The organism is Enterobacter sp. PGRG2, assembly GCF_030291195.1.
Classification (GTDB): domain Bacteria; phylum Pseudomonadota; class Gammaproteobacteria; order Enterobacterales; family Enterobacteriaceae; genus Enterobacter_D.
In genome coordinates this window covers 1,925,512-1,948,494 of sequence record NZ_CP127837.1, presented here as the reverse complement: position 1 = coordinate 1,948,494, position 22,983 = coordinate 1,925,512, and the positions used below count along the sequence as shown (strand labels likewise).

Here is a 22,983-nt window from a genome sequence, read left to right as displayed (position 1 = left end):
ATAAGGCTGGCGCAGCGAACCGCGCCAGCAGACGCATCAGAGGCTATTGAACACGCGGTTCTCTTGCTCCGCTACGCGGATAAAGGTGGTGCGCTTGGTCAGCTCTTTCAGACGGGACGCGCCCACATAGGTGCAGGCAGAACGCAGGCCGCCGAGGATATCGCGCGCCGTGTTTTCAACCGGGCCACGCAGCGGCAGCTTCACGGTTTTACCTTCGGCTGCACGGTAACCCGCAACGCCGCCGACATGACGATTCATCGCTGATTCAGAGCTCATGCCGTAAAACAGCATGAATTTCTCACCGTCTTCTTCAACAACGGTGCCGCCGCTTTCATCATGACCCGCCAGCATACCGCCGAGCATCACAAAATCTGCGCCGCCGCCGAAAGCTTTCGCCACATCGCCCGGTACGGTGCAGCCGCCATCGCTGACGATTTGGCCGCCCAGACCGTGCGCCGCATCGGCACATTCGATCACCGCGGACAGCTGCGGGTAGCCAACGCCGGTTTTCACTCGGGTGGTACACACGGAGCCGGGGCCAATGCCTACTTTGACGATATCCGCGCCGCAAAGGATCAGCTCTTCACACATTTCGCCGGTCACCACGTTGCCCGCGCAGATAGTTTTATTCGGCCAGGCTTCACGCGCTTTGGTCACAAACTGCGAGAAGTGTTCGGAGTAACCATTTGCCACGTCAATGCAAATAAAGTTCAGCGCCGGATTCAGGGCAAGGATCTGGCGGGTTTTGTCGAAATCCGCATCAGAGGTGCCGGTGGACACCATCACGTGTTTTAACACCGCGTCGGATTCACGCGCAACGAACGCCTGCCAGTCGGCTACGGAATAGTGTTTATGTACTGCCGTCAGGATGTCGAATGAAGCCAGTGCTTTTGCCATCGCGAAGGTGCCGACGGTATCCATATTGGCGGCAATAATCGGCACGCCTGACCAGGCCATACCTGAATGCTTAAAGGTGAATTCGCGTCCCAGTTCAACGTCGGAACGGCTTTTGAGGGTGGAACGTTTAGGGCGGATAAGAACGTCTTTGAAACCTAACTTCAAATCTTCTTCGATACGCATGTAGGGGTCCTGGGGTTAATGGCGATAAATGCAAACTGTCAAACACACAACTCCAGTGACGCTATCATACGCACTAAATAGGTCTGCGCAAGACTGCGAAATTCTCTTTTTTTACGCTACAATCCTATAAATTTACCTGGAAAACGGCTCAGTTTCGCCGCATCTGACGCCCCGTTTTCTGTACGAATTATAACCGATTGATTTACGAAACAAATAAATTGACCGGTCGTCGTCTGGCTGACCATTTTGGGATTTTGTTTTATGGGGTATACGGTCGCCTTAACCGGGGGTATTGGCAGTGGCAAAACCACTGTCGCAAACGCTTTCTCCCGCTGTGGGGTTAACGTAGTAGACGCTGATGTTATCGCCCGCCAGGTGGTGGAACCGGGTACGCCCGCGCTGGCTGCCATCGGCGAGCACTTCGGCGATACGGTGATTAACGCAGACGGGACGTTAAATCGTCGCGTGCTGCGCGAACGCATTTTTTCCTCCCCGGCAGAAAAAGCCTGGCTTAACGCCTTACTGCATCCTTTAATTCATCAGGAAACCCAGCGCCAGATTGCGCAGGCGACATCCCCTTATGTCTTATGGGTCGTTCCGTTACTGGTGGAAAACCAGTTACATACCAAAGCCGATCGGGTGCTGGTGGTGGACGTCTCGCCTGAAATACAACTCTCTCGCACCATGCAGCGCGATGGCGTAACACGCGAACATGCCGAACATATACTCGCCGCGCAGGCGACGCGGGAAGCTCGCCTGGCCATCGCTGACGATATTATTGACAATAATGGCGCACCAGATGCCGTGGCATCGGATGTTGCCCGCCTGCATGCCGCGTACCTTAGCTACGCCGCCCGGGCCGTTTCACAGGAAAAAGCGTAATGCACACCCATGTCCTCTTTGAACATCCGCTTAATGAAAAAATGCGCACCTGGTTGCGCATTGAATTTTTGGTCCAGCAGCTGTCATGCCGTTTACCCATCGCTGATTCCACCGACGCGCTGCATTTTTTCCGTAATATCGGCGACCTGCTGGATGTGTTCGAACGCGGGGAAGTACGCACAGAATTGTTAAAAGAGCTGGAGCGCCAGCAGCGTAAACTTAAAGCCTGGGTCGAAGTGCCGGGCGTGGATCAGGAGCGGATCGCCGCTCTCAGCGATCAGCTCAGACAGTGCAGCACGACGCTGATGTCGGCCCCGCGCATTGGCCAGTTATTGCGGGAAGATAAACTCATTGGCCTGGTTCGCCAGCGTCTGAGCATTCCCGGCGGCTGCTGTAGCTTTGATTTGCCGACGCTGCACCTGTGGCTGCATTTACCCCAGGCGCAACGGGATGAGCAGGTCAGCGTCTGGCTTAACAGCCTGCAGCCCCTGACCCAGACGTTAACTCTGATCCTCGAATTAGTGCGTAATTCCGCGCCATTCCGTAAGCAGACCAGCCTGCATGGTTTTTACCAGGATAACGGCGAGGATGCCGATTTACTGCGTCTGCAACTTGCGCTGTCGGATGCGCTCTATCCGCAAATTTCCGGCCATAAAAGCCGCTTCGCCATTCGCTTTCTGCCGCTGGACAGTGAAAATGGCGTGATCCCTGAGCGTCTGGATTTTGAACTGGCCTGCTGTTAAGGAACTGATATGTCTGAAGTTATGATCGTAAACTGCCCGACCTGCGGGAAAAAAGTAGTCTGGGGCGACGTCAGCCCGTTTCGCCCGTTTTGTTCTAAACGCTGCCAGCTGATCGATCTCGGCGAGTGGGCCGCAGAAGAAAAACGCATCCCGAGCTCCGGCGAGCTTAATGACAGCGATGACTGGAGCGAAGAGAAGCTTTAAAGCTCCTGGTGTAACCGGGTGACGATGGGTGCGTTCGCGGGCGGGAAATCGTCCGCATTCAGCGCCTGCTGCGCTATCCAGCCGCCCGGCTGACCTTCCCTGCCCCAGGGTTCGCCTTCCCAGCTTTCCACCAGATAAAACCACAGCGTGATATGCAGTTCCGGGTAGCTGTACTCCAGCCGCTCGTACAGCTGCGCGCTGGTGACGACAATCCCCACCTCTTCTTCCAGCTCGCGCACCAGCGCCTGTTCCGGCGTTTCTCCCGCTTCGATCTTACCGCCGGGAAACTCTTTTTTGTTCGCCATATGCGCGTCGGCAGCACGTTGAGTAATAAAGATTTCGCCCTGCGCGTTGCGGATAATGCCCGCTGAAATATGCAGTACTTTCATTTATTTCGCTCCATAAAAAAGGCGCAGATATCTGCGCCTTTTGTGGTGGTCGTGACAGGATCAGTTCAGACGGCCATGACACTGTTTAAATTTCTTGCCGGAACCGCACGGGCAAGGATCGTTACGGCCCACTTTGCGTTCGCCGGTCTGGGCAGCCAGCGCTTCTGCGGCTTCGGCTTCATCGGTCTGATGGCTGAGCTGTTGCATCTGCGCCAGACGTTCAGCTTCCTGACGGCGCTGCTGCTCCATCTCTTCCACTTCTTCCGGCTCGCGTACCTGAACCTTGCTCAGGGTGCTGATCACTTCGTACTTCAGGGATTCGAGCATCGCCGCGAACATGGCGAAGGATTCACGCTTGTACTCCTGCTTCGGATCTTTCTGCGCGTAACCACGCAGATGGATACCCTGACGCAGATAATCCATGGCTGCAAGATGCTCTTTCCACAGGGAATCCAGCGTTTGCAGCATCACGCCTTTTTCGAAGTGGCGCATCATCTCCGCGCCCACGATCTCTTCTTTGCGTTTATAGACTTCCACCGCCTGAGTCAGAATACGCTCACGCAGGGTTTCTTCGTGCAGCTCTGGCTCTTTATCCAGCCACTCAGCGATCGGCAGTTCCAGATCGAAATCGTTTTTCAGACGTTCCTGCAGGCCAGGGATATCCCACATTTCTTCCAGCGACTGCGGCGGAATGTGCGCATCAATGGTCGCCTTAAAGACATCTTCACGGATGCTGTTGATGGTTTCGCTTACGTCGGACACGTCCAGCAATTCGTTACGCTGGGTATAAATCGCACGGCGCTGATCGTTCGCCACATCATCATATTCCAGCAGCTGCTTACGAATATCGAAGTTACGGCTTTCCACTTTGCGCTGGGCGTTAGCAATGGCTTTGGTCACCCACGGGTGTTCGATAGCTTCGCCTGGCTTCATACCCAGTTTACGCATCATGCCCGACACACGGTCAGAGGCAAAAATACGCATCAGGGCATCTTCCATCGACAGGTAGAAGCGTGAAGAACCCGCATCGCCCTGACGGCCAGAACGGCCACGCAGCTGGTTATCGATACGACGGGATTCGTGACGTTCGGTACCGATGATGTGCAGACCGCCGGACGCCAGCACGGCATCGTGACGCGCCTGCCAGTCGGCTTTAATCTGCGCGATCTGCTCCGGGGTTGGATCTTCAAGTTCAGCAAGCTCTGCCTGCCAGCTACCGCCCAGCACGATATCCGTACCACGACCCGCCATGTTGGTGGCGATGGTCACCGCTGACGGATAACCCGCCTGTGCGACGATGGCCGCTTCGTTGGCGTGGAACTTGGCGTTCAGCACGTTGTGCTTGATACCCGCTTTTTCCAGTTCCTGAGACACCACTTCTGATTTCTCAATGGAGATAGTACCCACCAGCACCGGCTGGCCTTTGGCGGTACGCTCTTTAATATCTTCGATAATGGCCTGAATTTTTTCCGCTTCGGTCATGTAGACCAGATCCGGCATATCTTTACGGATCATCGGACGGTTGGTCGGCACCACCACCGTATCCAGCTTATAGATAGAGCTGAATTCAAAGGCTTCGGTGTCCGCGGTACCGGTCATACCGGCCAGTTTTTCATACAGGCGGAAATAGTTCTGGAAGGTGATGGACGCCAGCGTCTGGTTCTCGTTCTGGATTTGCACGCCTTCTTTGGCTTCAACCGCCTGGTGCAGACCATCAGACCAGCGACGGCCCTGCATGGTACGACCGGTGTGCTCATCAACGATGATGACTTCGCCGTCTTTCACGATGTAGTCAACGTCACGGGTAAAGAGCACGTGCGCACGCAGCGCAGCGGTAACGTGGTGCATCAGCATGATGTTGGCCGGAGAGTACAGTGACTCGCCCTCTTCCATAATGCCTTCTTTGACCAGCAGCTCTTCCACCAGCACCAGACCGCGCTCGGTGATGTTCACCTGGCGGGATTTTTCGTCCACCGAGAAGTGACCTTCACCCTGGAAGGTGTCGGAGTCTTCTTTTTCCTGACGGATCAGGTTAGGAATGATTTTGTTGACGCGCATGTACATTTCGGAGCTGTCTTCAGCCGGGCCGGAAATGATCAGCGGCGTACGGGCTTCATCGATAAGGATGGAGTCCACCTCATCCACCAGCGCGTAGTGAAGTTTACGCTGCACGCGCTCTTCAGGGCTGAAGGCCATGTTATCGCGCAGGTAGTCAAAGCCGTATTCGTTGTTGGTGCCGTAGGTGATGTCAGCGGCATAAGCTTCGCGCTTCGCCGGAGCGGGCATATTGGGCAGGTTGATGCCTACCGTCAGGCCGAGGAACTCAAACAGCGGACGGTTGTTTTCGGCGTCACGCTGCGCCAGATAGTCGTTGACGGTAACCACGTGCACACCTTTACCGCTCAGGGCGTTCAGGTAAGCGGGCAGGGTTGCGGTCAGAGTTTTACCTTCACCGGTACGCATCTCGGCGATGCAACGTTCGTTCAGCACCATGCCGCCCAGCAGCTGCACGTCAAAGTGACGCATACCGAATACGCGTTTACTGGCTTCACGGACCACTGCAAAGGCTTCCGGGATCAGACTTTCAACGGTTTCGCCCTTTTCCAGACGCGCTCGGAATTCACCGGTTTTCGCTTTCAGCTCATCGTCGGTGAGCTTTTCCATTGCCGGTTCCATGCTGTTAATGACGCCCACCACTTTACGCATACGGCGCAGGGTACGGTCGTTACGACTACCAAAAACTTTTGTTAATAATTTGATTAGCATAATAAAAATCTCAAACGCCCCGCTTCGCGGAGTCTAATAAAAAGGAAAAAACCAGAAAAGATCAGCTGAGGCGTTGAGGTCCGGCGCGGATCCCCTGCACCTGGCTCAGCCAGGCAGAGACGTTAAACGCCTTCGGGGAGAACGATGAAGCAGTGATGTACTGACGAACGATGACCGGAGGTTTTCTCTCCAGCGTCAGTAAGGCATTGAGCGTATCCAGCAGCGCGCGGTGGTGCGCTTCGCCAGGCAATGGCGCTTCCGCGACAGACAGCGTCTGCGGCGCCATAGCAAAAGAGAGATGGCGGATAACCGTGCGGATCGCGTGCTGATGCCAGTAATCCACCGTAAAACTGGGGCGGCGGTTTGCTTCCAGCAGCGCAAGGCTGGTGAAGTTAACCGGGGTGATGCGATCGTGATTACTGGCAGCGGTTCTGGCGGGTTGCGCGGCGTCAGCGTTGTTATTGAGCGTGGGGAGGCCGAGACTCGCCGCGACCATCCCTAACAAGAGATGCGGCCAGAAGTAGCGTCTGCCAAATTGTCGCCAGCGCGTCAGTAATCCGCTCACTTACCTCACCTGAATGATGCAAACCTGCACAGGTTTATTTGTGTATTCGTTTTTGTGCGCCCAAATATTACCACTAATGGCGTGACAGGACAGCAGTAATGAAGGCGTGGAAGAGGTAAAACTGCTTAAGAAAACACCGAACGCACCAGGAAAAATGCTGAAAACCGTAAGAGGAGTAACGGGCGGGCAGAAGAAGCGGAATACCGTGATTTAAAAACAAAAACGGCTGACACCCCTGACCGGAGAGAGTGCCAGGTTTGCCAGCCGAATTTTAATAATGGTATGGACTGTTACGCCAGAACCATTGTCGGTGCTTTGAACGCCAGCGGCATTTCTGCCTCGTCCTGGAACGTCACATATTCCCAGGCTTCCTGTTTTGCCAGGACTGCCTGCAACAGTTTGTTGTTCAGTGCGTGACCGGATTTGTACGCGGTAAATGCGCCGATGATATTGTGACCACACATAAACAGGTCGCCAATCGCATCCAGCATTTTGTGACGTACGAATTCGTCTTCAAAACGCAGACCGTCTTCGTTCAGTACGCGATAATCGTCAACGACGATGGCACAATCGAAACTACCGCCCAGGCACAAACCACGGGATTGCAGATATTCGATATCACGCATGAAGCCGAAAGTACGCGCACGGCTGATCTGACGCATGAACGCATCGGCAGAGAAGTTCATTGCATAGCGCTGGTTGCTGGAGTCAATCGCCGGATGGTTGAAGTCGATGGTAAAGTCCAACGAGAAACCATTGTACGGTTTAAATTCAGCCCATTTATCGCCATCTTCAACGCGAACTGTCTCTTTAATGCGAACGAATTTCTTCGCGCAATTAAGCTCTTCGATACCGGCATCAAGCAGCAGGTATACGAACGGCGCGGCACTACCGTCCATGATCGGGATTTCTGGCGCGTCGACTTCAATCATAATGTTGTCGATACCCAGACCCGCCAGAGCGGCATTAAGGTGCTCTACGGTAGAAATTCGTACGTCATGCTCATTGACCAGGCAAGTACAGAGCATGGTATCACGCACAGATTTGGCATCAGCCGGGAAATCTACCGGTGGATTCAAGTCGGTGCGACGATAGATGACCCCGGTGTTTGCCGGCGCAGGGCGTAGCGTCAGTGTGACTTTCTTGCCGGTATGTAAACCGACGCCAGTCGCCTGAACGATACGTTTAAGAGTCCTTTGTTTGATCATCGTATTATCTCGCCTAATTACCTATCCAACCAGATTGTACTACACAACCGGTGGGCCAGTTTAGCACAAAGAGCGGAGATGCCCAACTTCCAGCCAATTCTTAATCAGCCTGTTTACGCAAAAATGCCGGGATATCCAGATAATCCGGCTCTTTGGTGGTCTGCGGCGTGTTGTCGTTAACCACTTTTGCTGCCGGTTTTTGTTCCTGCGTCAGCGGCGCCATACCGTGCTGCTGGTAACGATCCAGAGCCGGTTGCTGCGTCTGCTTGTTGGTCACCAGCGTGATTTCCGGACGTTTGTCCATGCCGATACCGGTCGCCACCACAGTCACGCGCAGTTCGTCGTTCATTTCCGGATCCAGCGACGTACCAATTACCACGGTCGCGTTATCGGAAGCGAAGGCACGAATGGTGTTACCCACGGTTTCGAACTCATCCAGACGCAGGTCGAAGCCAGCGGTGATGTTAACCAGCACGCCGCGCGCACCGGACAGATCGATATCTTCCAGCAGCGGGCTGGAGATCGCCATTTCTGCCGCTTCTTCCGCACGGTCTTCACCGCTGGCCACGCCGGAGCCCATCATCGCATAGCCCATTTCGGACATTACGGTGCGCACGTCAGCAAAGTCGACGTTCATCAGGCCCGGACGGGTGATCAGTTCAGCGATACCCTGCACTGCGCCTTTTAACACGTCATTCGCCGCGCCAAACGCATCCAGCAGGGAGATACCGCGTCCCAGCACTTTCAGCAGTTTGTCGTTAGGAATGGTGATCAGCGAATCCACATGCTTGGACAGCTCAGTGATACCCTGCTCCGCAAACGCCATACGCTTCTTGCCTTCAAAATTGAAAGGCTTGGTCACGACAGCAACGGTCAGAATACCTAAATCTTTTGCTACTTCAGCGACGACTGGCGCTGCACCGGTACCGGTACCGCCGCCCATGCCCGCTGCGATAAACACCATGTCTGCGCCATCCAGCGCCGCACGCAGTGCTTCACGATCTTCTTCTGCCGCATTGCGACCGACTTCCGGGTTAGCGCCTGCTCCCAGACCTTTGGTGATGCCGCCGCCAATCTGAATGGTTTGACCCACCGCAGTTTTACGCAACGCCTGAGCGTCAGTATTCACCGCGAAGAATTCCACACCTTCGATGCGTTCGCGCACCATGTGTTCGACGGCGTTACCGCCGCCACCACCGACGCCGATGACTTTAATCACCGCGTCGTTGGTCAGTTCCATAGGTTCAAACATAATTTCTCTCCGTTTTGTGCCTGTCGCCTGAGACCGCTAATATTCTCCGGTCTCTGAAAAATTAAAACTCTTTTCGCAGCCAGCTGTTGAGTCGTTTGATCCACGAGCCGACTGACACACGTTTTTCCACTTCTGCTTCACCACTCAAATGGGACTCTTTCCCGTAGTGAAGCAACCCAACCGCCGTGGAATAATACGGCTCCTGGGCATAATCCGTAAGTCCGGTAATATTCAGCGGCGCACCAATACGCACCTGCGTATGGAACACTCGCTGTGCGCAGGCGGCTAAGCCTTCAATCTGCGCGGCACCGCCTGTCAACACAATCCCCGCCGCCAGATGATGTTTCACACCCTGCTGACGAAGCTGCTCCTGCAACTGTAAAATCTCTTCGTTTACCAGATTGAGCAGTTCGGTATACCGCGGCTCAATCACTTCCGCCAGCGTCTGACGCTGAAGGCTGCGCGGCGGACGACCGCCCACGCTCGGCACTTCTACGCTCTCGTCTTTACCGACGATGGAGCCGAGTGCGCAGCCATGACGCACTTTGATGGCTTCGGCATCGCTCGGCGGCGTACCGAAGGCATAAGCGATATCGCTGGTGACGACGTTCCCCGCATAAGGGATCACTTTTGTGTGACGTAACGCCCCACCGGTATAGACGGCAATATCCATTGTACCACCGCCGACGTCTACAACGCAGACACCCAGCTCACGTTCGTCTTCTGTCAGCACAGAATAACTGGACGCCAGTCCGGCAAAGATCAGTTGGTCAACTTTCAGGCCACAACGTTCAACGGCTTTGACAATGTTTTTCGCCATATCGTTGTGACATGTGATCAAGTGCACTTTTGCCTGCATACGTACGCCCGACAGACCTACCGGGTTCTTGATCCCTTCCTGGTAATCAATGGCGTACTCCTGCGGAATCACATGCAGGACGCGATGCTCATCGCGAACACGTACGGATTTAGCGGTATGCACCACGTTTTCAACGTCTTCCTGCGTCACTTCTTCTTCTGAAATCGGCACCATACCAATTTCATTCTGGCAGCTGATGTGTTTACCTGAAAGCGCCAGATACACTGACGAAATCTGGCAGTCTGCCATTAATTCGGCCTGGTCAATGGCGCGCTGTACGCATTTAACCACGGACTCCAGGTCATTAACCCCACCTTTATCCATACCACGGGACGGGCAGCTGCCCACGCCAATGATATTGATCATACCGTCGGGCAGAACTTCCCCTACTAAAGCGGCGACCTTCGCGGTGCCAATCTCCAGTCCAACTACCAGTTTTCTGTCCGTCGCCTTGATCATTGTTGCTCTGCCTGTGCCTGATTCTGTTGCTGATTAGGATCCTCAATGGGAGCCGGTTTCCATCCGACCGCCGCGCCTGAGTCATAGCGCAAGTCAACGTAGCTAATCTCTTTGCCATCGGTCTGCGCCTGCTGCAAAAGCACCGGGTACAGTTCAACAAAGCGGGACAGGCGTTTCATCGTATCGCCCCGCCCAAGATTGAGCTTAATATCGTTGTTCAACGTTAATTGCCAGGAGCGCCGCGCGGTCATGGCCGCCTCTTTCAACGTGAACTTATCCTTAGCCAGCTCTTTACCCATATCACGGTAGCCCTGCAAAACTTCGTTTTCGCTGCCTTCGGGACCGTACAGCAGAGGTAATCCCTCTTTACTGACGCGATCCGCAGGTACGCTGAACGAATTGCCGTCGGCATCCACCATGTGCTGATCATTCCACCGCGCTATAGGCACATATTCAACCAGATGAATCTTCAATTCATCAGGCCATTGCTTACGAACGCTCGCCTGTTTGATCCACGGCAGGCGCTCGATCTGGCTCTGAATGATGTTGACGTCCTGCGTCATAAAGGTGCCGGGCGATCCCAGCGCCAGTATGGACTGACGAATATCATCATTACGCGTGTAATGCCGTTCGCCCGTGACTACCAGTCTGGAAAGGGGTAAACGTTGCGCGTCATCCATCCAGCCCAGCACCATCCAGCCGCTCACCAGCACGGTACACACTACCGTAAGCAGGAAAATAATCCCTGCCAGACGCGTTCCATTATTCCGTCGTGAGGAGCTAACCTCTTCCTCACTCTGGTTGCGCGTGTTCAGTGCCGCCTGCGACATATCAGTCCGCCAATGCCAAAATTCTTACAACCAGCTGCGAGAAGCTCATTCCCGCCTGGCGCGCCGCCATCGGCACCAGACTATGGCTGGTCATGCCCGGCGAGGTATTCGCTTCCAGGAGATAAAACTGGCCATCGCTGTCCTGCATGGCGTCAATGCGACCCCAGCCCTGACAGCCTAACGCGGTCCATGCTTTTTGCACCAGATCGCGTAAATGCGATTCATCGCCTGCTTCTAAACCGGAAGGACAGAAATATTGTGTCTCATCAGAGAGATACTTCGCCTCATAATCATAGAAGGTTCCAGCGGGTTGGATGCGAATTGACGGTAAAATTTCTTCACCGAGCACGGCCAGCGTAAATTCCGGGCCACTGAGCCATTTTTCAATAAGAACATCTTCATCATGTTGAAAAGCCATTGTCAATGCATCCTGTAATGCACTGGCTTCGGTGACTTTTGACATGCCCACGCTGGAGCCCTCGCGGCTCGGCTTCACAATCAGCGGTAAGCCCAGCGCGGAAATCTGTGCCGTAACGGCGTCATCAAGACCCGCTTCGAAGGCCTTACGGGTTAGCGCCACCCAGGGGGCGACCGGTAAACCCGCGCCCTGCCACAACAATTTGCTGCGCAGTTTGTCCATGGAGATCGCCGACGCCATCACGCCGCTGCCGGTATAGGGCAGCCCGATCAGCTCCAGCAATCCCTGTAACGTGCCATCTTCTCCCCCGCGACCGTGCAGGGCAATAAACACTTTCTGATAGCCGAGCGCTTTTAACTGCGTGACATCGGTATCGCGCGGATCAACAGGATGGGCATCAACGCCCCCTTCGCGCAGACCGGCCAGCACTGCCGCGCCGGAATTCAGCGATACGTCACGTTCCGCAGAGGTTCCGCCAAAGAGGACGGCAACTTTCTCAGCCATGATGTTCTTCCTCCTGGGTTTGCGGTTTCAGTTTACTTTCAGCAAGGCTGCGGGCGATTTTGCCGATATTGCCTGCGCCCTGCACCAGAATCAGATCGTTGCCGGTTAATACCGGCGCCAGCATCGCCGCCACCTGCGCGTGATCCGGCACAAGGATCGGGTCGATTTTACCGCGACCACGAATGGTACGGCAAAGCGAACGGCTGTCTGCGCCCGGGATCGGCGTTTCGCCGGCGGAATACACATCCAGCATCAGCAGGGTATCCACCTGCGTCAGCACGTTGGCGAAATCGTCGTAGAGATCGCGGGTACGGGTATAGCGGTGCGGCTGGAAGATCATGATCAGATTCTTTTCCGGCCAGCCCGCGCGTGCCGCTTTGATCGTGGCGTCCACTTCCGTCGGGTGATGACCGTAATCATCAACCAGCATCGCGGTACCTGCTTTACCGTTCACCGTCTCTAACGGGAATTCACCGAGGAAATCGAAACGACGGCCGGTGCCCTGGAAACTTTCCAGCGCGCGCAGGATCGCCGCATCGTCGATACCTTCTTCTGTAGCGACCGCTACCGCCGCCGCTGCGTTCAGCGCGTTATGGCGACCCGGCGCGTTCAGCGTTACGTGCAGCGCAGGCTTGTCCTGACGCAGCAGCGTAAAGTGCCCCTGCGGCCCGGTCTGGCGATAATTTTCAATGCGCACATCCGCATCATCACTGAAGCCATAAGTGGTCGTCTGACGTCCCACACGCGGCAGCAGCTCACGGATCACGCCATCGTCCACGCACATTACCGCACGACCATAAAACGGCAGGTTGTGCAGGAAGTTAATGAACGTCTGCTTTAAATTTTCAAAGTCGCCCTGGTAGGTATCCATATGATCGGCTTCGATATTGGTAACAATCGCCACCATCGGCTGCAAATGCAGGAAAGAGGCATCGCTCTCATCCGCCTCGGCGATGAGATAACGGCTGTGACCCAGACGCGCATGCACGCCCGCCGCTTTCACCAGACCGCCGTTAACGAAGGTCGGATCCAGCCCTGCTTCCGCATAAATACTGGCCACCATCGCCGTGGTGGTGGTTTTACCGTGCGTACCGGCGATGGCGATACCGTGACGAAAACGCATTAACTCCGCCAGCATTTCAGCGCGGCGGATCACCGGAATGCGCGCTTCATGAGCGGCGACGATCTCCGGGTTATCCGCGGTAATGGCGCTCGACACCACCACCACGCTGGCATCCAGTACGTTTTCTGGACGGTGATTGAAGTAGATGGTCGCGCCGAGGGAAGACAACTGCTGCGTCACCGGATTGGGCGCCAGATCGGAGCCGCTGATCTGATAGCCTTCGTTGGCCAGCACTTCAGCGATACCGCCCATACCGGCACCGCCAATGCCAACAAAGTGAATGTGCCGGACGCGACGCATCTCGGGCACGATAGAACGCAGTTTCGCCAGTTGTTGTGTATTCATTCTCTAAACGCCATCGACTTCAAAAATTCGTGCGACGCAAAAGGCGTCGCGATCTTTATGCCTGTGCTGCAAGGCATACTGCTCTGGCAACCCGATCGGTTGCATCCGGTATGGCGGCGGCACGTGCGCGCTCTGCCATGACTAATAATGTTCTGCGATCCCAGCCCGCCAGCGTCTCTGCCACGGCATCGACGGTAAACTGCGGCTGTTCAAGGATCTTTGCCGCGCTCGCTTTTTCAAGCGGCAGGGCATTCCAGTACTGCTGCCGATCTTTGTGCTGGAAGGGCACAAACAGCGCCGGTAAACCGGCGGCGGCAATTTCGCTCACCGTTAACGCGCCGGAACGGCAAACCACGACATCGGCCCAGGCATAAGCTGCCGCCATATCGTCAATAAATTCGGTAACTTTATGCTGCGGCTGACCGTTTTCCGCATACGCCTGCTCGACGGTCTGCTGCGCGCCCTTGCCGCTCTGATGCCAGATGGTGACGCGGTCGGCGAGCTTCGCGGCGACCTGCGGCATGGTCTGGTTCAGGATGCGCGCCCCCTGGGAGCCGCCCACCACCAGCACGCGCACCGGCCCTTCACGACCGGCCAGACGATCCTGCGGCAGCGGCAGCGCCAGCACATCGGTACGCACCGGGTTGCCGACCACCTCTGCATTGGCAAAGGCACCGGGAAACGCCTGCATCACCGTTCTGGCGATTTTCGCCAGCCACTTGTTGGTCAGACCGGCGATGCCGTTCTGCTCATGAAGCACCACGGGAATGCCCAGCGACCAGGCCGCCAGCCCGCCGGGGCCTGACACATAACCGCCCATGCCCAGCACCACGTCCGGACGAAAGCGCTTCATGATGGCGCGCGCCTGACGCCAGGCGTTGAAAATTCGCAGCGGCGCCAGCAGCAGCGCTTTCACGCCTTTCCCGCGCAGGCCGGAAATGCGGATAAAATCGATCTCGATGCCGTGTTTCGGCACTAAATCCGCTTCCATTCGGTCGGCGGTGCCCAGCCAGCGAACCTGCCAGCCCTCAGCCATTAAATGATGCGCAACCGCCAGCCCGGGGAAAACATGCCCGCCGGTGCCGCCAGCCATCACCATTAATCGCTTCGCCTGAACACTCATCGAACACCTCGTGTAAACGCCTGGGCTTTTTCCAGACGAGTTTCATAATCAATACGTAACAGCAGCATGATCGCCGTCGACATAATCAACAAACTGGAACCACCGTAACTGATCAGCGGTAGCGTCAGACCCTTGGTTGGCAGCATACCCGCCGCCGCACCGACGTTAACCAGCGCCTGGAAGCTGAACCAGACGCCGATCGAACAGGCCAGAAAGCCGGAAAAACGCTGATCGATCTCCAGCGCCTTGCGACCGATGGACATGGCGCGGAAAGCGACGAAGAATACCATCAAAAGCGCCAGTACCACACCGATATAACCCAGTTCCTCACCAATAATGGCGAAGATAAAGTCAGTATGCGCTTCGGGCAGATATTCCAGTTTCTGTACCGAATTCCCCAGCCCCTGCCCCCACAATTCGCCGCGACCAAATGCCATCAGCGACTGCGTAAGCTGGTAACCACTGCCGAACGGATCGTCCCACGGACGCCAGAAAGAGGTCACGCGGCGGATACGATAGGGTTCGGCGAGGATCAGCAGCACCACCGCGGAGATGCCCATGCCGATAATGGCGATGAACTGCCACAGCTTGGCGCCCGCCAGAAACAGCATCGCGAGCGTGGTGACAAAGAGCACCACCACCGTACCGAGGTCAGGCTGCGCCAGCAGTAACACCGCCAGCACGAGGATCACGCCCATCGGTTTTAAGAAGCCGCGCAGGTTATTTCGCACCTCATCAACCTTACGCACCAGGTAGTTCGCCAGATAGCAGAACAGCGACAGCTTGGTAAATTCCGCGGGCTGGAAACGCATCAGCCCTAAATCGATCCAGCGCGATGCCCCGTTGATCGAGCTGCCCACTACCAGAACCAGCAGCAGCATGATAATGGCGAGGATCAGCATCGCCGAGCTGTAGCGCTGCCAGAAGGTCATCGGCAGACGCAGGGTGATCACCGCCAGACAAAACGCGAGGAACAGATACAGCGCGTCACGTTTGGCGAAGAAGAACGGATCGTTAGTCAGGCGCTGGCCGACCGGCATCGACGCCGAGGTCACCATGATAAAACCTACCGCACCCAGGCCAAGCGTCAGCCACAGCAGCATGCGGTCATACATGATCAGACTGTCGGTGTCTTTCTCACGGGATCCCATGACCCAGCCACGAAGTGCCGAGCCAGCCCAGCCAAGGATACCCATCCCCGGCAGGCGCGGCAGTCGAAGGCGCGGTAGCGATAAACGCATCAGCCTAACTCCCTCGCCAGACGGGTAAAGAGATCGCCCCGTTGTTCGAAATTCTTAAACTGATCCAGGCTGGCGCAGGCGGGCGACAGCAGCACCATGTCCCCGGCTTTTACCTGCGGCGCGATCAGGCGCATCGCCTGTTCCATGGTTTCCGTTTGCACGGCAACGTCCGGACGCAGCGCGGCAAGTTCAGCGCCGTCGCGGCCAAAGCAGTACAGGCGAACACGATCGCCGGTCAGATAACGCCCCAGCGGCGAGAAATCCGCGGATTTGCCGTCGCCGCCGAGCAATAAATGTAAGGTGCCGTCCACCTGCAGGCCGTTCAGCGCCGCTTCGGTGCTGCCGACGTTGGTGGCTTTGGAGTCGTTGATCCAGCGTACGCCGTTATGCTCAAGGGCCAGCTGGAAACGGTGCGCGAGACCGGTGAAGGTGGTTAGCGCTTTCAGGCTGCTGGCGCGCGGTATACCGGCGGCATCCGCCAGCGCCAGCGCCGCCAGCGCATTGGTGTAGTTATGCTGCCCCGTAAGCTTCATCTCTTTTACGTTCAGCACCTTTTCGCCCTTCACGCGCAGCCAGGTTTCCCCCTGCTGGCGGTTCAGGTGATAGTCGCCCACATCCACGCCGAAGCTGATGCAGCGTTCGTCCGCGCCACGCACCGGCATGGTCAGCGCATCATCGGCATTCACCACGCAGACTTTGGCGTTTTCATAGACGCGCAGTTTCGCCGCACGATACTGCTGGAGGCCAAACGGATAGCGATCCATATGATCTTCAGTGACGTTCAGGATCGTCGCCGCCACGCTGCGCAGGCTGGTGGTAGTTTCCAGCTGGAAGCTCGACAGTTCCAGCACGTACAGTTCACAGGCGCTGTCCAGCAGCATCAGCGCAGGCAGGCCGATATTGCCGCCGACGCCAACGTTCATACCCGCAGCTTTCGCCATTTCGCCCACCAGAGTGGTGACGGTGCTTTTACCGTTTGAACCGGTAATGGCGATGATCGGCGCCTGGGCTTCACGGCAAAACAGTTCGATGTCGCCGATAATCTCCACGCCTTCATCGGCGGCGGCGCTGAGGGACGGATGCGCCAGCGCCATACCCGGACTGGCGACAATCAGATCGGCGGCCAGCAGCCAGTCGTCATTCAGACTACCAAGATGGCGCTCCACCGTTTCCGGCAGCTTGTCCAGCCCCGGCGGCGCAACGCGCGTGTCCATTACCCGCGGGTTAACGCCGCGCGCAAGGAAAAAGTCCACGCAGGACAGGCCGGTTAAACCTAACCCGATGATGACGACTTTTTTGCCCTGGTAATCTGCCATGATTAACGTACCTTCAGCGTTGCCAGTCCGATGAGGACCAGCATCAGCGAAATAATCCAGAAGCGCACAATAACGCGCGGCTCCGGCCAGCCTTTCAGTTCGTAATGGTGATGGATCGGCGCCATGCGGAAGATCCGCTGGCCGCGCAGTTTAAACGAGCCAACCTGCAGGATCACCGACAGGGTTTCCACCACAAAGACGCCGCCCATGATCACCAGCAGGAATTCCTGACGCAGCAGCACGGCGATAATGCCCAGCGCGCCGCCCAGCGCCAGCGAGCCGACGTCGCCCATAAAGACCTGCGCCGGATAGGTGTTGAACCATAAGAAACCGAGTCCTGCGCCGACGATTGCCGTACAGACGATCACCAGTTCACCCGCATGACGCAGGTAAGGGATGTGCAGATAGTTGGCGAAATTCATGTTACCGGACGCCCAGGCCACCAGCGCAAAGCCCCCGGCGACAAACACCGTCGGCATAATGGCAAGGCCATCCAGACCGTCAGTCAGGTTGACTGCGTTGCCGGTGCCGACAATCACGAAGTAGGCCAGCAGCACATAGAACAGCCCCAGCTGCGGCATCACGTCCTTGAAGAACGGCACTACCAGCTGCGTGGCTGGCGTATCGTTACCGGCGAGGTAAAGCGCAAAGGCCACGCCCAGCGCGATCACTGACATCCAGAAATACTTCCAGCGGGCAATCAGTCCTTTGGTGTCTTTACGCACCACCTTGCGGTAATCATCCACAAAGCCGATGATGCCGTAGCCGACCAGCACCACCAGTACGCACCAGACGTAAGGGTTGGAGGGATAGGCCCACAGCAGGACGGAAATGACAATCGCGGTCAGGATCATGATCCCGCCCATGGTTGGCGTACCGCGTTTACTGAAGTGCGATTCCGGACCGTCGTTACGGACGACCTGGCCAAAAGCGAGTTTTTGCAGACGGGCAATCATGCGCGGGCCCATCCACAGCGAGATGAACAGCGCGGTCAGCAGGCTGACAATGGCGCGAAACGTCAGATAAGAAAAGACGTTAAAGCCAGAATAATATTTGACCAGATGCTCGGCCAGCCACACTAACATGTCCCGTTCTCCTGTAATGCGTGTACTACCTCTTCCATGGCAGCACTACGTGAACCTTTCACCAGAATGGTGATAATTTGATGTTCTGCGATCAGCGCTTTCAGACGCGTTACGACCGCAGACTTATCGTTAAAATGCTCGCCCACACCGCTGGCGTCGCTAAGGGTTTTACTTGCTGTACCTACGCTCAGTACCCGATCCAGGCCTGCGGCTTTCGCGGCGGCGCCGACCTGCGCATGACATTCTTCGCTTTCTGCGCCCAGTTCCGCCATATCGCCCACCACCATCACGCGGTAGCCCGGCATTTCAGACAGCACCTGCGCGGCGGCGGTCATGGAACCGACGTTGGCGTTATAGGAGTCATCCAGCAGCAGCTGGTTTTCCCCCAGCGCAATCGGGAACAAACGCCCCGGTACGGCTTTCAGCTGCGCCAGCCCGGTTTTCACCGCGTCCAGGGTTGCGCCCACTGCCATAGACAATGCCGTCGCGGCCAGCGCGTTAGCAATGTTATGACGGCCCGGCAGCGGCAGCAGCACCTCAACATCGCCGGTCGGCGTTTGCAGGGTGAATTCCGTGCCGTGGGAGGTCACATGGATATTGGTGGCGGTAAAATCGCTGTTGGCGGCATTCGGGGAAAAACGCCAGGTTTTACGATCGCCAATCACGCTCTGCCAGTTAAGCCAGTCGTTATTATCCGCGTTCATGATCGCTATGCCGTTTTGCGGCAGGCCGGTGAAGATCTCACCTTTGGCCTTCGCCACGCCGGCCAGCGATCCGAAACCTTCCAGATGCGCCGCCGCCAGGTTATTCACCAGCGCCGCTTCCGGACGGGTCAGACTCACGGTCCAGGCGATTTCGCCCTGGTGGTTGGCACCCAGTTCGATCACCGCAAATTCGTGCTCCGGCGTCAGACGCAGCAATGTCATCGGCACGCCGATGTCATTATTTAGGTTGCCGGCGGTATAAAGTGTGTTTCCGCACTGGCTGAGGATCGCCGCGGTCATCTCTTTGACCGAGGTTTTGCCGGAGGAACCGGTCAGCGCCACGACGCGCGTCGGCACCTGCTGACGCACCCAGGCCGCCAGTTCGCCAAAGGCTAAACGGGTGTCTTTCACCAGCAGCTGCGGTAAATCGCACTCCACTTTGCGGCTGACCAGCAGCGCGCCCGCGCCGCCTTCTTTAGCGGTCGCGGCAAAATCGTGAGCGTCGAAACGTTCGCCTTTCAGGGCCACAAACAGGCAGCCGGGCGTCAGTTTACGCGTGTCGGTCGTCACCGCATCAATAGTCAGATCCGAACCGATCAGTTCACCTTTCAGGATCCCGGCAAGCTGGCTTAAATTCACGCTGATCATGCGACCACTCCCAGCAGACGAGCGGCAGTCACGCGATCCGAGTAATCCAGACGGTTGGTGCCGATAATCTGATAATCTTCATGTCCTTTGCCCGCCAGCAGCACCACGTCGTTCTCCTGGGCCTGCATAATGGCGTTGGTCACCGCTTCCGCACGGCCTTCCACGACGCGGGCATGGCCTGCGTCCAGCATACCGGCCAGAATGTCGTTGATGATGGCGCGCGGCTCTTCGGTACGCGGGTTGTCGTCGGTCACTACGGCGATGTCGGCGAACTCTTCGGCAATGGCCCCCATCAGCGGACGCTTGCCTTTATCGCGATCGCCGCCGCAGCCAAACACGCACCACAGTTTGCCGGTGCAGTGCAGGCGCGCCGCCTGCAGGGCTTTTTCCAGCGCATCCGGCGTGTGCGCGTAATCCACCACCACCGTCGGTTTACCCGGCGCGCTGAACACTTCCATACGGCCGCATACCGGTTGCAGGCGCGCAGCGGTTTTCAGCAGATCGCTTAACGGGAAATCCAGCGCCAGCAGGGTGGCCAGCGCCAGCAGTAAATTGCTGACGTTAAAGGCGCCCATCAGACGGCTTTCGATCTCGCCTTCGCCCCAGGAGGAGTCAAAACGGATAGTCGCGCCGCTGTCGTGATAGTTGACGTCGGTCGCTTTTAACCAGCGGCCATGACAGTCCGGGTTGATGTGATCTTCCATCGAAACGGCAACCGCGTCCGGCAGTTTTGCCAGCCAGCGGCGGCCCACTTCATCATCGGCGTTCACAATGGCTTCGCCATAATGATGCGCGGAAAACAGCAGCCATTTTGCCGCTTCGTAGTTTTCCATATCGCCATGATAATCAAGGTGATCACGGCTTAAATTGGTAAAGACGCTGGCGCGGAATTTGAGCGCCGCCACGCGGTGCTGGATCAGACCGTGGGAAGAGACTTCCATTGCCGCCAGGGTCGCGCCCTGCTCTGCCAGTCCGGCAATCACATGCTGCACATCAACGGCGGAGCCGGTGGTGTTTTCAGTAGGAATAACGTTGCCCAGTAAACCGTTACCGACGGTGCCCATCACGGCGCTGGTTTCGCCGAGCAGCTGGCCCCACTGCGCAATAAGCTGCGTGGTGGTGGTTTTGCCGTTGGTGCCGGTCACGCCAATCAGGCGTAACCGATCTGACGGCTCATCGTAAAAACGGCCCGCCAGCGCGGAGAGGCGTTCATTAAGCTGGCTCAGGTAGATCACCGGCACGCCGTGCATTTCACGCACCTCGCCGTCGGTGGCTTCACCCTGCGCTTCGGCAATAATAGCGGCAACACCCTGGGCAATCGCCTGCGGGATATAACGACGCCCGTCCGTCTGATGACCAACAACGGCCACAAAGAGATCGCCCGACGCCGCCACGCGGCTGTCGAGTGTCATTTCCCGAAGTGCTCTCGCAGGCAGTGCTGGTACCCACGGAGCGAGTAGGTCGCGCAAATTACGATCTGCCACCTGTTGCCTCGCCTTGATTAATCACAAATTCACTTTTCTCGCCCGTCGCCAGCGCATCCGGTTCGATGTTCATGGTGCGCAGAACGCCGCCCATGATGGCACCGAACACCGGCGCGGAAACGGCGCCACCGTAATATTTACCCGCCTGCGGATCGTTAATCACCACCACCAGCGCGAAACGCGGCTGACTGGCGGGCGCAACGCCTGCGGTGTAAGCAATGTATTTATTGATGTATTTTCCGTCCGGGCCGACTTTTTTCGCCGTACCGGTTTTGATGGCAATGCGATAGCCTTTGATCGCCGCTTTCACGCCGCCGCCGCCAGGCAGCGCCACGCTTTCCATCATGTGCACCACGGTACGCACAATGGATTCCGGGAAGATACGTTCGCCCGGCACCGGGGGATCAACTTTGGTGATCGACAGCGGACGATAAACGCCATAGCTGCCAATCGTTGCGTAGACTCGCGCTAACTGTAACGGCGTTACCATTAGCCCGTAGCCGAAAGAGAAGGTGGCCCTCTCTATGTCAGACCACCGTTGTTTTTGAGGATATAAGCCACTGCGTTCTCCGACCAACCCCAAATTGGTCGCTTTTCCCAGCCCAAAGTGCGAGTAAGTTTCTACCAGCGCTGAGGACGGCATCGCTAACGCCAGCTTTGAAACACCGACGTTACTCGACTTCTGCAATACCCCGGTGAGGGTTAATTCACTGTAACGCGCCACGTCTTTGATTTCGTGACCGTTGATCCGGTAAGGCACGGTGTTGAGCACCGTATTTTCCCGCACCACGCCGCGCTGTAACGCCGTCATCACCACCATGGGTTTGACGGTCGAACCGGGTTCGAAGACGTCGGTGATGGTACGGTTACGCATGACATCTTTCTGCGTGCCGGTGAGGTTATTCGGGTTATAGGAGGGGCTGTTCGCCATCGCCAGCACTTCGCCGGTGTTCACATCCACCAGCACCGCGCTGCCTGATTCCGCTTTGTTAAAGGCGACGGCGTTGTTCAGTTCTCGGTACACCAGCGCCTGCAGGCGCTCGTCAATACTCAGCGCCAGGTTGTGCGCCGCCTGGCTGTCGGTGGAAGAGATGTCTTCGATCACGCGACCGTAGCGGTCTTTACGCACGATGCGCTCGCCCGGCTGACCGGTGAGCCATTTATCAAAGCTTTTCTCGACGCCTTCAATGCCCTGGCTGTCAACGTTGGTAAAGCCGATGAGGTGAGCGGTAACTTCGCCTGAAGGGTAGTAACGGCGAGACTCTTCACGTAAGTGAATGCCGGGCAGTTTGAGTTTTTTGATGTAATCGCCCAGATCCGGGTTAACCTGGCGCGCCAGATAGATAAAGCGCCCTTTCGGGTTGGCATTGACGCGCGCCGCAAGCTGATCCAGCGGCATATTCAGCGCGTCGGAAAGGGCTTTCCAGCGGTTATCCAGCGAAATGCCGCCTGCGTCATGCAGCTCTTTCGGATCGGCCCAGATCGCTTTTACCGGCACGCTTACCGCCAGCGGGCGGCCAGAGCGATCGGTGATCATACCGCGCGAGGTAGACACTTCCTGCACGCGCAGCGAGCGTAAGTCGCCCTGCCGCACCAGCATATCCGGGTTGATGATCTGCAACCATGCTACGCGACCCAGCAAAAATGCCAGCGCCAGTAGAATGCAACCGCAAAGCAACGCAAAACGCCAACTAATAAAGTTGGCCTGTTCTTCCTGGCGTTTCGGTTTTATCGCCTTCGCCGCTGCTTTCATGC

Annotated in this window: 20 protein-coding genes; 3 read left to right on the top strand and 17 right to left on the bottom strand. The window is 56.7% G+C overall.

What is annotated here, in order from left to right; translation table 11 throughout:
- Positions 1–36: 36 nt before the first annotated feature.
- Positions 37–1,080 carry a GMP reductase gene (locus QRD42_RS08435; protein ID WP_318373939.1) on the bottom strand — a complete coding sequence of 348 codons (1,044 nt, stop codon included), beginning with the start codon at positions 1,078–1,080 and terminating at the stop codon, positions 37–39.
- Positions 1,081–1,341: 261 nt separating this feature from the next.
- Between QRD42_RS08435 and coaE the strand changes: the two genes are divergently transcribed.
- The 3 genes from coaE to yacG are packed head-to-tail and all read left to right on the top strand — an operon-like array spanning position 1,342 to position 2,909.
- A complete protein-coding gene (coaE, locus tag QRD42_RS08430) occupies positions 1,342–1,962 on the top strand; it encodes a dephospho-CoA kinase (RefSeq protein WP_072570625.1) in 621 nt (206 codons plus the stop codon).
- Complete coding sequence (zapD, locus tag QRD42_RS08425; protein ID WP_072570624.1) at positions 1,962–2,705, top strand: cell division protein ZapD; 744 nt, start codon at positions 1,962–1,964, stop codon at positions 2,703–2,705. The genes coaE and zapD overlap by 1 nt, the downstream gene beginning before the upstream one ends.
- A 9-nt stretch (positions 2,706–2,714) precedes the next feature.
- Positions 2,715–2,909, top strand: a complete 195-nt coding sequence (gene yacG / locus QRD42_RS08420; RefSeq protein WP_088220816.1) for a DNA gyrase inhibitor YacG — start codon at positions 2,715–2,717, stop codon at positions 2,907–2,909.
- On the opposite strand, the gene mutT is transcribed toward yacG, so the two are convergent.
- From mutT to ftsI, 16 genes are all read right to left on the bottom strand, one after another.
- Positions 2,906–3,298, bottom strand: a complete 393-nt coding sequence (mutT, locus tag QRD42_RS08415; RefSeq protein ID WP_072570620.1) for an 8-oxo-dGTP diphosphatase MutT — start codon at positions 3,296–3,298, stop codon at positions 2,906–2,908. The two genes, yacG and mutT, sit on opposite strands and share 4 nt — an antisense overlap.
- 60 nt (positions 3,299–3,358) lie before the next feature.
- On the bottom strand, positions 3,359–6,064 hold the full coding sequence (secA, locus tag QRD42_RS08410; RefSeq protein ID WP_072570618.1) for a preprotein translocase subunit SecA: 2,706 nt from the start codon (positions 6,062–6,064) through the stop codon (positions 3,359–3,361).
- Between the two features lie 61 nt (positions 6,065–6,125).
- Positions 6,126–6,629 (bottom strand): secA translation cis-regulator SecM, encoded by a 504-nt coding sequence (gene secM, locus QRD42_RS08405; protein ID WP_318363868.1) that lies wholly within the window; start codon positions 6,627–6,629, stop codon positions 6,126–6,128.
- A gap of 290 nt (positions 6,630–6,919) precedes the next feature.
- Entirely contained in the window at positions 6,920–7,837 is a 918-nt protein-coding gene (gene lpxC / locus QRD42_RS08400; RefSeq protein WP_072570614.1) for a UDP-3-O-acyl-N-acetylglucosamine deacetylase, read from the bottom strand.
- A gap of 100 nt (positions 7,838–7,937) precedes the next feature.
- Positions 7,938–9,089, bottom strand: a complete 1,152-nt coding sequence (ftsZ, locus tag QRD42_RS08395; protein ID WP_072570612.1) for a cell division protein FtsZ — start codon at positions 9,087–9,089, stop codon at positions 7,938–7,940.
- 61 nt (positions 9,090–9,150) lie between these two features.
- The gene (gene ftsA, locus QRD42_RS08390) at positions 9,151–10,407 is read right to left on the bottom strand and encodes a cell division protein FtsA (RefSeq protein ID WP_072570610.1); all 1,257 of its coding nucleotides are present in this window, start codon (positions 10,405–10,407) and stop codon (positions 9,151–9,153) included.
- Complete coding sequence (gene ftsQ, locus QRD42_RS08385; RefSeq protein ID WP_318363866.1) at positions 10,404–11,237, bottom strand: cell division protein FtsQ; 834 nt, start codon at positions 11,235–11,237, stop codon at positions 10,404–10,406. The genes ftsA and ftsQ overlap by 4 nt, the downstream gene beginning before the upstream one ends.
- A gap of 1 nt (position 11,238) precedes the next feature.
- Positions 11,239–12,159 carry a D-alanine--D-alanine ligase gene (locus tag QRD42_RS08380; RefSeq protein WP_072570607.1) on the bottom strand — a complete coding sequence of 307 codons (921 nt, stop codon included), beginning with the start codon at positions 12,157–12,159 and terminating at the stop codon, positions 11,239–11,241.
- Positions 12,152–13,627, bottom strand: coding sequence for a UDP-N-acetylmuramate--L-alanine ligase (gene murC / locus QRD42_RS08375; protein WP_072570605.1), 1,476 nt, complete (start codon positions 13,625–13,627; stop codon positions 12,152–12,154). Before murC ends, QRD42_RS08380 begins: the two co-directional genes overlap by 8 nt.
- A gap of 55 nt (positions 13,628–13,682) precedes the next feature.
- Complete coding sequence (murG, locus tag QRD42_RS08370) at positions 13,683–14,750, bottom strand: undecaprenyldiphospho-muramoylpentapeptide beta-N-acetylglucosaminyltransferase (RefSeq protein ID WP_321988615.1); 1,068 nt, start codon at positions 14,748–14,750, stop codon at positions 13,683–13,685.
- Complete coding sequence (ftsW, locus tag QRD42_RS08365) at positions 14,747–15,991, bottom strand: cell division protein FtsW (RefSeq protein WP_072570602.1); 1,245 nt, start codon at positions 15,989–15,991, stop codon at positions 14,747–14,749. Before ftsW ends, murG begins: the two co-directional genes overlap by 4 nt.
- Positions 15,991–17,307: a UDP-N-acetylmuramoyl-L-alanine--D-glutamate ligase gene (gene murD, locus QRD42_RS08360; protein WP_321988614.1), complete on the bottom strand. Its 1,317-nt coding sequence runs from the start codon at positions 17,305–17,307 to the stop codon at positions 15,991–15,993. Before murD ends, ftsW begins: the two co-directional genes overlap by 1 nt.
- A 2-nt stretch (positions 17,308–17,309) precedes the next feature.
- Entirely contained in the window at positions 17,310–18,392 is a 1,083-nt protein-coding gene (mraY, locus tag QRD42_RS08355) for a phospho-N-acetylmuramoyl-pentapeptide-transferase (RefSeq protein WP_072570598.1), read from the bottom strand.
- Complete coding sequence (gene murF / locus QRD42_RS08350) at positions 18,386–19,744, bottom strand: UDP-N-acetylmuramoyl-tripeptide--D-alanyl-D-alanine ligase (RefSeq protein WP_321988613.1); 1,359 nt, start codon at positions 19,742–19,744, stop codon at positions 18,386–18,388. The genes mraY and murF overlap by 7 nt, the downstream gene beginning before the upstream one ends.
- Positions 19,741–21,228, bottom strand: a complete 1,488-nt coding sequence (gene murE / locus QRD42_RS08345) for a UDP-N-acetylmuramoyl-L-alanyl-D-glutamate--2,6-diaminopimelate ligase (protein WP_318376570.1) — start codon at positions 21,226–21,228, stop codon at positions 19,741–19,743. Before murE ends, murF begins: the two co-directional genes overlap by 4 nt.
- Entirely contained in the window at positions 21,215–22,981 is a 1,767-nt protein-coding gene (ftsI, locus tag QRD42_RS08340) for a peptidoglycan glycosyltransferase FtsI (protein WP_318373929.1), read from the bottom strand. The genes murE and ftsI overlap by 14 nt, the downstream gene beginning before the upstream one ends.
- Positions 22,982–22,983 lie beyond the last annotated feature (2 nt).

Excerpts from the sequence above, each read along its gene's own strand:
- QRD42_RS08435 (WP_318373939.1), bottom strand. The coding sequence starts at position 1,080 with ATGCGTATCGAAGAAGATTTGAAGTTAGGTTTCAAAGACGTTCTTATC.
- coaE (WP_072570625.1), top strand. The coding sequence starts at position 1,342 with ATGGGGTATACGGTCGCCTTAACCGGGGGTATTGGCAGTGGCAAAACC.
- zapD (WP_072570624.1), top strand. The coding sequence starts at position 1,962 with ATGCACACCCATGTCCTCTTTGAACATCCGCTTAATGAAAAAATGCGC.
- yacG (WP_088220816.1), top strand. The coding sequence starts at position 2,715 with ATGTCTGAAGTTATGATCGTAAACTGCCCGACCTGCGGGAAAAAAGTA.
- mutT (WP_072570620.1), bottom strand. The coding sequence starts at position 3,298 with ATGAAAGTACTGCATATTTCAGCGGGCATTATCCGCAACGCGCAGGGC.
- secA (WP_072570618.1), bottom strand. The coding sequence starts at position 6,064 with ATGCTAATCAAATTATTAACAAAAGTTTTTGGTAGTCGTAACGACCGT.
- lpxC (WP_072570614.1), bottom strand. The coding sequence starts at position 7,837 with ATGATCAAACAAAGGACTCTTAAACGTATCGTTCAGGCGACTGGCGTC.
- ftsZ (WP_072570612.1), bottom strand. The coding sequence starts at position 9,089 with ATGTTTGAACCTATGGAACTGACCAACGACGCGGTGATTAAAGTCATC.
- ftsA (WP_072570610.1), bottom strand. The coding sequence starts at position 10,407 with ATGATCAAGGCGACGGACAGAAAACTGGTAGTTGGACTGGAGATTGGC.
- ftsQ (WP_318363866.1), bottom strand. The coding sequence starts at position 11,237 with ATGTCGCAGGCGGCACTGAACACGCGCAACCAGAGTGAGGAAGAGGTT.
- QRD42_RS08380 (WP_072570607.1), bottom strand. The coding sequence starts at position 12,159 with ATGGCTGAGAAAGTTGCCGTCCTCTTTGGCGGAACCTCTGCGGAACGT.
- murC (WP_072570605.1), bottom strand. The coding sequence starts at position 13,627 with ATGAATACACAACAACTGGCGAAACTGCGTTCTATCGTGCCCGAGATG.
- murG (WP_321988615.1), bottom strand. The coding sequence starts at position 14,750 with ATGAGTGTTCAGGCGAAGCGATTAATGGTGATGGCTGGCGGCACCGGC.
- ftsW (WP_072570602.1), bottom strand. The coding sequence starts at position 15,991 with ATGCGTTTATCGCTACCGCGCCTTCGACTGCCGCGCCTGCCGGGGATG.
- murD (WP_321988614.1), bottom strand. The coding sequence starts at position 17,307 with ATGGCAGATTACCAGGGCAAAAAAGTCGTCATCATCGGGTTAGGTTTA.
- mraY (WP_072570598.1), bottom strand. The coding sequence starts at position 18,392 with ATGTTAGTGTGGCTGGCCGAGCATCTGGTCAAATATTATTCTGGCTTT.
- murF (WP_321988613.1), bottom strand. The coding sequence starts at position 19,744 with ATGATCAGCGTGAATTTAAGCCAGCTTGCCGGGATCCTGAAAGGTGAA.
- ftsI (WP_318373929.1), bottom strand. The coding sequence starts at position 22,981 with ATGAAAGCAGCGGCGAAGGCGATAAAACCGAAACGCCAGGAAGAACAG.